This window comes from Staphylococcus rostri (assembly GCF_002902145.1).
GTDB classification, from domain to species: Bacteria; Bacillota; Bacilli; order Staphylococcales; family Staphylococcaceae; genus Staphylococcus; species Staphylococcus rostri.
The window spans coordinates 25,135-35,620 of sequence record NZ_PPRF01000053.1 but is presented as its reverse complement, the minus strand read 5'-3'; the positions used below and the strand labels follow the sequence as shown (position 1 = coordinate 35,620).

The following is a 10,486-nucleotide window of genomic DNA, read 5'->3' as shown; positions in this document are numbered from 1 at the left end:
ACCGCACTTAAATTAAAAACTTTCATATATTTTAAGTTGTCCATTAAGTTTTTATAAAAGTCTAAGTTCTTCCCTTTTTTGTTATATAGAAAATCCTCTAAAACGGATAATTTCTCTTTAAAAATTTTAGTAATGAACAAAGGGATAAACATAAATGCAATCACGACTAGTCCAATATAGACATTAATGTATAACAATGCGATAGACACAAACAACACTCTAAATGATAAATAAAAGACCGTAAAAAAGCTTTGGTAATAGGTGTGTTCTAAACTATCCACCACATTGGTTAGAACGTTTAACTTTCGTTCTCTGATACTTTCAACATTTCTAAAATCTTTGGTGTTTAATAACTGTTTACCAATCGAAGCTTTTTGTTTAGAAAATGCATTTTTAATGAGTCGATTTTCATACAACCATTCCAAATAGTAAAACAGCACTTCCGAAATAACCATCACGCCAAACACGATAATGTAAAACGTGACTTTACTATAGTTATAGTCAAGTGCACTTTGAAACAAATTCCCCTTAACAAACTGCATAAATGTTGCGATTAACGTAGATATTAAAAGAATCAGTATTAATATAGCTAACTTTGAATTTTTGATATCTAATATCAAATCTTTCTTAAACATATGACAATCACCCCAATTTCATGAAACCTTTCTCCCAAGTTAAAAATACTCTAAATTAAGCGTTTTACCCCCTTCTATTCAGTATGATATCATAAAAGAAGTTCATTAATTGAATTTTCTAAAATTTATTTAGAAAATACCTTCTAAATATTATTAAAAAAAAGAGAAAGTCCTTAACCCAATTCAAATAATCACGAAAAAATAAGTGTACGACAATACATTGGAGGCATTAACATGACAAAACGTCTAATTTTATTTGATTTTGATGAGACTTATTATAAACATGCGACTACTGAACAAGATTTACCTTACTTGCGAGAAATGGAGGCGTTGCTGGAAGAAGTATCAACCCACCAGCAAGCGATAACAGCGATATTAACAGGCAGTTCTTTAGAAAGTGTGATGGCGAAGATGACAAAAGCTAATATGTTGTATCAGCCAACGCATATTTTTTCGGACTTGGCTTCTAAAATGTATACATGGCATGATAATAGCTATATAGAATCTGACGCCTATAAAAAAGAAGTATTGGCTGAGCGCTTTGTATTAGACGACATTTTAGACATCGTACATGCTTTTTCTCATGAACATGACGTTGAATTTATACCGCAAAAAACATTTCGTATGGACGATACGCATTACAACTTTTACTTTTATTCTTTAGGCGATTCACAGAAAGATGTCATAATGCTAAATAGGCTCATTCAATATGCCGAAGAAAGAAATTATACTGTTAAATATAATCGATGTAATCCTTTAGCGGGTGACCCTGATCATGCATATGATATTGATTTTCTTCCTAAAAACGCTGGAAAGCTTTTTGCGACACAATTTTTAATGAACACGTACAATATTTCAAAATCGTCAGTGATTGGTTTTGGTGATAGTGGCAACGATGACGCATTTTTAAGTTATATAAATCACGCTTTTGTGATGTTGAACAGCACAGACAATCATATGCGATCTAAGTTTAAAAATACCAAATATCCATATTACAAAGGTATCACCACACACATTAAAGCATTTATCGACGGACACTATGATTAAACCTCAAATCATCATGTCTCACTAGACAAAAAACACCCCTAGCACTCACTCATCTTGCACTGTGAATGTTAGGGGTATTAATATTCATTCTATGATAACTCCGGCATTGCTGCGTCATCTACATACACTTCAACGTTTGGATGTAGATGTAAAATAGTGGCTGGTACATCGGTTGTAATATGACCGGCTGCCAGTTGTGTTATCGCTTCTTTTTTATGTGCGCCAAATGCTAATAAGATGATGCGCTTCGCTTTCATAATCGAGCGTAAGCCCATGGAAATTGCTTGTTTCGGCACATCTGCTTTATCGTCAAAATAGCGGCTATTCGCTTCAATCGTACTCTCTGTTAAATCCACACGATGTGTCACACTATCAAATGGCGTACCCGGTTCGTTAAATCCGATATGCCCATTTTGTCCAATACCTAATATTTGAATATCGACTGGCCCACGTTCATCTAATAATGCCTCATAACGTGCCGCTTCACGCTCTGGATTTTCAGCAACACCATTCGGCAAATGACGTTTCGCTGGATCAAACCCTTCATACTGATTAAATAAAATATGATTCATATATTGATGATAGCTTGCTGGATGATCCGCTTCCAAGCCAATATACTCGTCTAAATTGAACGTTTCAACTTGTGAGACATCTAACCGATTGTTGTTCAACAATGTCACTAATGCTTCATACATCTCTATCATCGTGCCACCTGTTGCCAAACCTAGCTTACTCTCTTTTTTCTGCAACATCTGTTTATATAACGTTGTCGCTACATAAAAGGATGCTTGTTTCGATGTACCCAAGTTTGTTATTTTCATACTTACCCCATCCTTCTACTGAATCATGCTTACAAAACGTTTGGTAATGTCACGCGGACGTGTAATGGCACCGCCTACTACAGACGCGTACACGCCTTTATCGAATACAGCTTTTAACATTTCAGGTGTGATGACATTTCCTTCTGCGATTACTTTTTGCGTTACATTTTCCAACACATCTGTTAAAAATGCAAAGTCATCCGCGTACAATACTTTACCTTGTGTCTCTTCTGTATAACCATGCAATGTCGTACCGATATAATCAAAGCCTAAACGATCGGCATTTTTCGCTTCTTCTAATGTCGCAATATCTGCCATTATTTCAACTTCAGGTGCTTGTTTTCTAATATATTGCACTAAGTCTTCTAATGATTCTGCTGGTCGTTCACGCAATGTCGCATCTAGCGCAATGACTTCACAACCACTTTCTAGCAACTCATCCACTTCTTTTTTCGTCGCTGTAATAAAGACAGATGAATTGTCGTAATTACGCTTTACAATACCGATTACTGGTAAATCCACTTCTTGCTTAATTGCGATAATATCTTCTTTCGTATTCGCTCTAATACCAACAGCACCGCCTTCTTTCGCCGCAAGTGCCATTTTACTCATAATAAATGATGAATGTAACGGTTCATCTTCCAATGCCTGACATGATACGATTAATCCTTGTGGTAATTTCATTTAATTTCGCTCCTTTTATAACGCTTCTTCTACTTCATTTTTAATAGCCGTGACGTGTGGGCCATAAACAATTTGAACCCCATTGCCTTTTTGAATAATCCCTCTCGATTCGGTCGCTTTTATTTTATTTTCGTCTACCAATGCACCGTCTTTCAATGTGACGCGGAGTCTTGTTGCACAACAATCTACCACTTCGATATTGTCCGCACCACCGAGACCTTCAATAATCATCTGTGCACGTTCACTTTTCGCAACCGTTTCAACTGCTGCTTCATCTTCACGTCCGGGTGTCTTAAAGTTAAATTTTGTAATTAAAAATCTGAAAATCACATAGTATAACGCGAACCATACGAGACCAATTGGAATAATCCATAAATAATTTGTCTTCGCTTGACCTTGTAATACACCGAATAAGATAAAGTCAATAAAGCCACCACTGAACGTTTGTCCGACAGTAATATTGAAAATGTCTGCCATCATAAAGGTCAAACCATCCAAAATCGCATGGACTACATATAACAATGGCGCAACAAATAAGAAACTGAATTCAAGTGGTTCTGTAATCCCTGTTAAAAATGATGTTAATGCGGCAGATAACATCAAACCACCAACAACCTTTTTCTTCTCAGGCTTTGCGGTATGATAGATCGCTAAAGCGGCACCTAATAAACCAAACATCATTGTGATAAAACGTCCTGACATATAGCGAGAAACACCTTCGTAATAGTGTTGAACGTTTGGATCACCTAACTGCGCAAAGAAAATATTTTGTGTGCCTTGTACGAGCTTGCCGTTGATTTCTAATGAACCGCCCAATGCTGTTTGCCAGAACGGTAAGTAGAAAATATGATGCAAACCAAAAGGCCCAAGCATACGTAAAATAAAACCATAAATCAACGTACCAATTACACCCGTTTTATTAACTAAGCCACCTGCACCAAAAATCACAGACTGTACTGCTGGCCATACGAAAAACATCACAACACCTAAAAAGATGGCGGCAAATGATGTAATAATCGGCACAAAACGTGAACCGCCGAAAAAGCCCAAGAACTGCGGTAAACTCACTTTGTTGTATTTGTTATGCAAGACTGCCGTTAAAATCCCGACGATAATCCCGCCAAAGACACCTGTTTCAACGGTTTGAATCCCCAGTGCCATGCCTTGTCCCGCTTTGGCTAATTGATCACTCGCTGCGAGACTATCCGTAATAGTTAATAACGCATTCATCGTCGCATTCATAATGAGGAAACCAAGCATTGATGCCAGACCAGCTGTCCCTTTATCGCTTTTTGCCAATCCTACTGCGACACCAATCGCAAATAGCACTGGTAGGTTTTGAAAAACAATATTCCCTGCCGCACTCATCAACACAAAAATATGTTGTAAGAACGGAATATCTAATACTGGATAGGCTTTAATCGTATTTGGATTACTTAACGCGCCACCAATACCCAGTAACAGACCTGCTGCCGGTAAGATTGCGATAGGCAACATAAACGACTTCCCAAACTGCTGTGCTTTGTCGAAAACTTTACTCATACTGCTTCACCAACCTTTTCCCTTAGTTATTACCTTAAATATACCACTCTGCAATTTTTTCTCAACACAATGCATTGAATTGGAATTTCTTTTCAAATATACTGATGAAAAAGGAGAAATCAGATGAAACTTGAAAATCGTATTCAAAAATATCGCCATACTTTAACAAAGTCAGACCAAAAAATTGCGGATTACATCTTGAACCTTCAAGAAAATACAGATATTGGTGCAATTCACACGATTGCCATGGCTGTCGACGTATCGCCATCAAGTATCACGCGTTTTGTCTATAAACTGGGCTATGATAGTTTTCAATCATTTCGTTTTGCGGTCCTGCATGAACTCCAAACTGAAAAAATAGATAATAGTCCGTCTATCCAAGTGCTACACCAACATTACATGGCGATTTTGAATCACACGGGAGAATTTATTGTAGAAGATGATTTGATGTATTTGGTGCAGGCTATCCAGCAAAGTGACAAAGTGATTTTTATCGGTATTGGCAGCTCTGGCTTAAGTGCACAGGAACTCTATTTTCGCACGGCACGTATGGGATTTAACACGATTGCAATAACCGATGCACACCTTATGTCGATTATCGGGCAAATGTGTAATGAGCAAACTACGATTATTGCATTGACGAATAGTGGTGCTACGAAAGAAATTATTACAAGTATTGCGCACGGACGCGCCAGTGGTGCCAAAGTCATCGCACTGTCACACTTTGAAACAGAGGCATTAACTCGCCATTGTACGCGGATTATTACAACTGCTGACAAACGACACGCGCACGATGCGTACTTTATTAACAGTCAACTGTCTAATCAATTTATTATCGATCTCGTCAGCTATCATTTATTACAGGACTCGACACGCCTGGAACATTACTCGAGTAGCTACCAAGAGCTGCTGTCAAAACATAGCAATTCTTGACGCACGCTAAAAATTTTGTTGATTTTACGCAATAAAGTGAGCAGAGGTGTAGGCAATCGTGTGGCTTTTTAGTAAAATAAGTAGATAAACATTATGAGGAAGGCAGTGAAAGTTTTGCAACCGATTACACAAGAAGCTGTTCAATCGTTACTCGATCAATTTGCGAATACCCCTGTCTACTTACACGTTGAAACGACAAACGGCGCGTATGCGAACCATTTTGACCAACGTGTTTTTAATGCAGGTACGTTTTTACGTAATATTCAAGTGACTTACCAACATGCGCAACTTAAAGGTGGCGACAAGGATCCATTTCGTGTAGGTCTCAAATTGGATAATAATGGTTGGGTCTATGTTCAAGGCTTAACACATTATGAAGTGAACGATCATGACGAATTATTACTTGCCGGTTTTAACTATGATGGCCAGTTAGCCGCAGCACTTGAAATCAGCCATCGACCATTTGAAACATAATAAGGGAGTTGAAATTTTATGACATCTGAAAAACATATTTTGGTCATCTTTCCACACCCTGACGACGAGACTTTCTCTTCAGCAGGTACACTGGCACGCTTTGCAGATGAAGGTGTCCCTGTCACATATGCTTGCTTAACGCTCGGACAAATGGGAAGAAACCTAGGCAATCCCCCTTTTGCGACACGTGAATCACTGCCAACAATACGTGAGCGTGAGTTGGAACAAGCAGCGAAAGAGATTGGTATTACAGACCTACGTAAAATGGGCTTGCGTGATAAAACAGTAGAGTTTGAACCACATGATGAGATGGATGCGATGGTACAATCACTTATTGAAGAAACGCAACCAACAACGATTATTTCGTTTTATCCTGGATATGCCGTGCATCCAGACCACGAAGCTACAGCGGAAGCGGTTGTACGTACTGTTGGTCGAATGCCTGAAGCAGAACGTCCAAAGCTATGGCTCGTCGCATTTAGTAACGATGCGGTTGATGCACTCGGCGAACCGGATATTGTGAACGACATCTCAGCATATCAACAACATAAGTTACGTGCGTTTGAGGCACATGCGTCACAAACAGGACCATTCCTTGAACAGTTGGCCAATCCTCAAGGCAATGCACCTGGTGCGCCAAAAGAGGCTGCATCATTTTTAACAACTGAGACTTATTGGACGTATCGTTTTGAATAAATTGCACAGTATTGTAAAGCGCTGTGACATTTTAGTGGAGGAATAACATGACTGAATTTGATTTATCAACCCGCGAAGGTCGTTGGAAACATTTTGGTTCGGTGGATCCTATTAAAGGCACCAAACCAACAACGAAAGACGAAATGACAGACCTTCAAAGTACACATAAAAACTTTTTGTTTGAAATTGAACAAGTAGGTATTAAAAACCTCGTTTATCCCGTGTGGATTGATAATTTTCAAACTGCTGGTAACTTCAGCTTTTCAACAAGCTTGAATCAAGATGAAAAAGGCATTAATATGAGTCGTATTTTAGAAGCGGTTGAATCAGAATATGACAACGGAATTCGCTTGGAATTTGATGCATTAACAAAGCTGCTACATACACTTAAAGCACGTATGAACCAACATAGTGCAGGCGTTGATGTACAAGGTAAATGGTTTTTCAATCGCCTCAGTCCTGTTACAGGCATTAAAGCCGTTGGACATGCCGATGTTACATACGGTTTAGCAGTTCATGATGATGACATTACACGTAAAACATTAACATTAACAGCAGCTGTAACAACACTTTGTCCATGTTCAAAAGAAATCAGTGAGTATTCTGCCCACAACCAACGTGGCATTATCACTGTAAAAGCATATATCGACAAAGATGCGACACTCCCATCAGACTACAAAGACGTCTTATTAGATGCAATGGAAGCAAACGCAAGTTCTATGTTATACCCTATCTTAAAAAGACCTGATGAAAAACGTGTAACAGAACGTGCGTATGAAAATCCACGTTTCGTTGAAGATTTGATTCGTCTTATCGCAGCTGACCTTGTTGATATATCATGGCTTACAGGCTTTGATATTGAATGTCGCAACGAAGAATCGATTCATCAACATGATGCATTCGCAAAGTTAACGTATCGTCAACCGTAACAGGAAAAGACTTTACTTTATTTAAGAGTAAGTCATTCCGAGATGTTTGATTTACTTTTGCACAATATCGATAGTCGTGCTATAATAAATAACAAGAATTTCTTGCATAAGCACACTAAACCCCTCACTACTCCGAATAGTGAGGGGTTTTTTGACGTGCTGGCTCATGTCACCTATTTGTTTAGTTATTGCGGTTACGTAGCCAGTGCGTAAACAACGCAATAACGCAGCCACTTACAATTGTAGCCGCTACCTGCGCAAGAATTTCTTGCATATCGCAACACCTCCCTCTATGCCAAATTGACACCCGAGTGAAAGGTGACCCCTTGATAATATCACTTGATTCATTTCATGTCATATCACGATTCATCAATTTTTCATGCACATTTCATCTCATTTTTCTAACTTTAGACAGTTGCTCCATTATTATTTTAATATACCTTCAATTTATAATGCCTTATATTTAAATTTATCGATTCTCTGATAGTTATCAATCTCAAGACATACGATCTAAAAAATAAACTATCCTCCAAATGCTGAATATGCTAATTTATATGTTAACCGATGAAAACCATTCATCACTTATTTTAAAAACGAAGGTGACGCTATGAAAAAAGAACTATTTGAATGGCTAAGTGCGATTGCTATTGCAGTGGTTGTCGCATTTTTAATCACACATTTTATTGCTTCTACTTATAAAGTCAGTGGTTTATCCATGTATCCTACATTTAATGACAGTGACCGTGTCATCGTTAGTAAAATATCAAAGCAATTAGGACATTTAGACAACGGAGATGTAGTTGTCTTCCATCGTGATCGTCAGACAGACTATATTAAGCGACTTATTGGCAAGCCTGGTGATACTGTTGCTTATAAGAATGACACACTTTACATAAATGGCAAGAGTGTAAATGAGCCTTACTTAACAATGAATAAGCGCAATAAACTAGGTAGGCAATTAACTGAAGATTTTTCTTCCAAAGATATAGTAGGTTCTTCAGGTAAAGTACAGATTCCTAAAGGTAAATATTTAGTACTCGGTGATAACCGGCAAAATAGTATTGATAGCCGACGTCCTGAAGTTGGGTTGGTATCTGAACAACAAATTGTGGGTAAAGTTGTTATGCGATTTTGGCCTGTTAGTGATATGAAATTCCATTTTAATAAGTAACCAAAAGCATAAAAGCACTGATTAAGTTTCTAGGCCTAATCAGTGCTTTACGTTTATCTCTATTTTAAATGTTCGTATGGGCTATTGTTCGCAAATGACAATATTTGATCGATAAAGAGTTTGGCACGTAACTGGAACTCATCATTTGATAAATATAACGTACCGTCTTCACGTCTTTCATAGTCTGAATCGTGTGTCGCAATTTGTGTTGGTACGGCAATGCCTAATAGTGAGCGCACGATCAAACGTAAATGCGAAAGTGGTTCTGCACTCACAATACCGCCACTATTATTTACAAGTCCTACTGGTTTCATCTTGAAGTCATCCATCGTTAAATGGTCTAATGCATTTTTCAAGATACCTGAGTAAGAACCGTGATAATTCGGTGTGCCCAAAATAATAAAGTCCGCTTCACGCGCTAATGTTTTAAGCTGTTCCGCATTATTTTGGTAACTGTCTGGCACTAGATTTCGTCCTGTAAAGTCTAATGTATGCAGTGGCTGTTCTGCCAAATCAAAAATTGTCACTTCTTCATTGTGTAATTCAATTTGATCTTTCAAAAATTGCGCCAACGCGTTCGTATGTGAACCACGCTGTGCACTCCCAACAATAATAAGTCCTTTCATCGTTCAAAAACTCCCCTTGTTATCATTCTGATTCTTTTAATACATGATAAATTGCCTTCGCAACGCCGCTTTCTTCGTTAGAATCGGTCGTAAACGTTGCAATCTCTTTAACGGCAGACACACCATTCGCCATTGCAACTGGGTATCCCACACGTTCTAACATAGATGCATCATTCATGTTGTCACCTACAGCCATCGCATCTTGCATATCAATGTTAAGCTGTTCTGCAATTGCTGCTAATGCCGTTCCTTTTTGTGCCTCGGCATTGGTAATTTCAATATTCCCTACCGAAGATGACGATACAGCAAGGTTCACATGCTCAGCAAGTTCTTGTTTTACACGTCCTAGTTTCTGCAAGTCTTTATCGAATGCCAAGATCTTCATAATTAACTCGCCAGGCACTGATTCTATTTCATCATAACTTGAGACGACTTTCAACGTCCCATTATCAATACGTGACTGGATATGTTGACGGATAATCTCTGCTTTTGCGTGCTGACCCGCTTGTTTCGCAATATCCACATAAATCTCTAAGTCTTTCTCCGGATCTTCCGTATAAATCCCTCTATTGGTATAGACTTGATAATAAATGCCTTCTTGTTTCAACTTATTTTGAATGGTATCCGACATCTCTTTATTCAAACTTGAAGTATGAATGATATTGAAGCTTTCATCTCTCACTTCAGCACCATTCAAGCAAATATAAGGAACCTTTAATCCAGCTTCCGTCACTGGTGTACTCGCTTCATAAAATGCACGACCTGTGGCGATAACAACCGTTACTCCTTTAGATTGCGCATATTGAATCGCCTCAATATTTTCAGTTGTAATTTCATGTGAGGCATTCAGTAACGTCCCATCCATATCTGTTGCGATTAGTTTGATCATCACGTTCCCTCTCTTTATATTTATTTCACTTTCCTTCAG

The 10,486-nt window shown here is 38.2% G+C and carries 13 protein-coding genes; 6 read left to right on the top strand and 7 right to left on the bottom strand.

What is annotated here, in order from left to right:
• The coding region (locus tag CD122_RS08220; RefSeq protein WP_142381197.1) for an ABC transporter ATP-binding protein at positions 1 to 635 on the bottom strand (635 nt) is incomplete at its 3' end.
• 234 nt (positions 636 to 869) lie between these two features.
• Between CD122_RS08220 and CD122_RS08215 the strand changes: the two genes are divergently transcribed.
• Positions 870 to 1,682, top strand: coding sequence for an HAD-IIB family hydrolase (locus tag CD122_RS08215; protein ID WP_103358506.1), 813 nt, complete (start codon positions 870 to 872; stop codon positions 1,680 to 1,682).
• An 89-nt stretch (positions 1,683 to 1,771) separates the two neighbouring features.
• Here the strand turns inward: CD122_RS08215 and nagB are convergent, their stop codons facing one another.
• Genes nagB through CD122_RS08200 form a run of 3 tightly spaced genes read right to left on the bottom strand, consistent with a single transcriptional unit; the run spans position 1,772 to position 4,729 of the window.
• A complete protein-coding gene (nagB, locus tag CD122_RS08210) occupies positions 1,772 to 2,503 on the bottom strand; it encodes a glucosamine-6-phosphate deaminase (RefSeq protein WP_103358505.1) in 732 nt (243 codons plus the stop codon).
• A gap of 15 nt (positions 2,504 to 2,518) precedes the next feature.
• Complete coding sequence (locus CD122_RS08205; protein ID WP_103358504.1) at positions 2,519 to 3,187, bottom strand: N-acetylmannosamine-6-phosphate 2-epimerase; 669 nt, start codon at positions 3,185 to 3,187, stop codon at positions 2,519 to 2,521.
• A gap of 15 nt (positions 3,188 to 3,202) precedes the next feature.
• The gene (locus CD122_RS08200; protein WP_103358503.1) at positions 3,203 to 4,729 is read right to left on the bottom strand and encodes a maltose/glucose-specific PTS transporter subunit IIC; all 1,527 of its coding nucleotides are present in this window, start codon (positions 4,727 to 4,729) and stop codon (positions 3,203 to 3,205) included.
• A 123-nt stretch (positions 4,730 to 4,852) separates the two neighbouring features.
• Here CD122_RS08200 and CD122_RS08195 point away from each other — a divergent pair, with 123 nt between their 5' ends.
• The 4 genes from CD122_RS08195 (at position 4,853) to folE2 (ending at position 7,761) form a co-directional block, all read left to right on the top strand.
• Entirely contained in the window at positions 4,853 to 5,662 is an 810-nt protein-coding gene (locus CD122_RS08195) for a MurR/RpiR family transcriptional regulator (RefSeq protein ID WP_103358502.1), read from the top strand.
• Positions 5,663 to 5,755: 93 nt separating this feature from the next.
• Positions 5,756 to 6,136, top strand: a complete 381-nt coding sequence (locus CD122_RS08190) for a YojF family protein (RefSeq protein WP_103358501.1) — start codon at positions 5,756 to 5,758, stop codon at positions 6,134 to 6,136.
• A gap of 18 nt (positions 6,137 to 6,154) precedes the next feature.
• Entirely contained in the window at positions 6,155 to 6,832 is a 678-nt protein-coding gene (gene bshB2, locus CD122_RS08185) for a bacillithiol biosynthesis deacetylase BshB2 (protein ID WP_103358500.1), read from the top strand.
• A gap of 47 nt (positions 6,833 to 6,879) precedes the next feature.
• Positions 6,880 to 7,761: a GTP cyclohydrolase FolE2 gene (gene folE2 / locus CD122_RS08180; RefSeq protein WP_103358499.1), complete on the top strand. Its 882-nt coding sequence runs from the start codon at positions 6,880 to 6,882 to the stop codon at positions 7,759 to 7,761.
• A gap of 181 nt (positions 7,762 to 7,942) precedes the next feature.
• Here the strand turns inward: folE2 and CD122_RS11810 are convergent, their stop codons facing one another.
• The gene (locus CD122_RS11810; RefSeq protein WP_142381196.1) at positions 7,943 to 8,035 is read right to left on the bottom strand and encodes a type I toxin-antitoxin system Fst family toxin; all 93 of its coding nucleotides are present in this window, start codon (positions 8,033 to 8,035) and stop codon (positions 7,943 to 7,945) included.
• A 333-nt stretch (positions 8,036 to 8,368) separates the two neighbouring features.
• On the opposite strand from CD122_RS11810, the gene lepB reads away from it, so the two are divergent.
• Positions 8,369 to 8,932, top strand: coding sequence for a signal peptidase I (gene lepB / locus CD122_RS08175; protein WP_103358498.1), 564 nt, complete (start codon positions 8,369 to 8,371; stop codon positions 8,930 to 8,932).
• A gap of 59 nt (positions 8,933 to 8,991) precedes the next feature.
• Here the strand turns inward: lepB and CD122_RS08170 are convergent, their stop codons facing one another.
• Positions 8,992 to 9,558 carry an NADPH-dependent FMN reductase gene (locus CD122_RS08170; RefSeq protein WP_103358497.1) on the bottom strand — a complete coding sequence of 189 codons (567 nt, stop codon included), beginning with the start codon at positions 9,556 to 9,558 and terminating at the stop codon, positions 8,992 to 8,994.
• Between the two features lie 22 nt (positions 9,559 to 9,580).
• Positions 9,581 to 10,447, bottom strand: a complete 867-nt coding sequence (locus CD122_RS08165; protein ID WP_103358496.1) for a Cof-type HAD-IIB family hydrolase — start codon at positions 10,445 to 10,447, stop codon at positions 9,581 to 9,583.
• Positions 10,448 to 10,486 lie beyond the last annotated feature (39 nt).

Coding starts and splice junctions, on each gene's coding strand:
- CD122_RS08215 (WP_103358506.1), top strand. CDS start 870: ATGACAAAACGTCTAATTTTATTTGATTTTGATGAGACTTATTATAAA.
- nagB (WP_103358505.1), bottom strand. CDS start 2,503: ATGAAAATAACAAACTTGGGTACATCGAAACAAGCATCCTTTTATGTA.
- CD122_RS08205 (WP_103358504.1), bottom strand. CDS start 3,187: ATGAAATTACCACAAGGATTAATCGTATCATGTCAGGCATTGGAAGAT.
- CD122_RS08200 (WP_103358503.1), bottom strand. CDS start 4,729: ATGAGTAAAGTTTTCGACAAAGCACAGCAGTTTGGGAAGTCGTTTATG.
- CD122_RS08195 (WP_103358502.1), top strand. CDS start 4,853: ATGAAACTTGAAAATCGTATTCAAAAATATCGCCATACTTTAACAAAG.
- CD122_RS08190 (WP_103358501.1), top strand. CDS start 5,756: ATGAGGAAGGCAGTGAAAGTTTTGCAACCGATTACACAAGAAGCTGTT.
- bshB2 (WP_103358500.1), top strand. CDS start 6,155: ATGACATCTGAAAAACATATTTTGGTCATCTTTCCACACCCTGACGAC.
- folE2 (WP_103358499.1), top strand. CDS start 6,880: ATGACTGAATTTGATTTATCAACCCGCGAAGGTCGTTGGAAACATTTT.
- CD122_RS11810 (WP_142381196.1), bottom strand. CDS start 8,035: ATGCAAGAAATTCTTGCGCAGGTAGCGGCTACAATTGTAAGTGGCTGC.
- lepB (WP_103358498.1), top strand. CDS start 8,369: ATGAAAAAAGAACTATTTGAATGGCTAAGTGCGATTGCTATTGCAGTG.
- CD122_RS08170 (WP_103358497.1), bottom strand. CDS start 9,558: ATGAAAGGACTTATTATTGTTGGGAGTGCACAGCGTGGTTCACATACG.
- CD122_RS08165 (WP_103358496.1), bottom strand. CDS start 10,447: ATGATCAAACTAATCGCAACAGATATGGATGGGACGTTACTGAATGCC.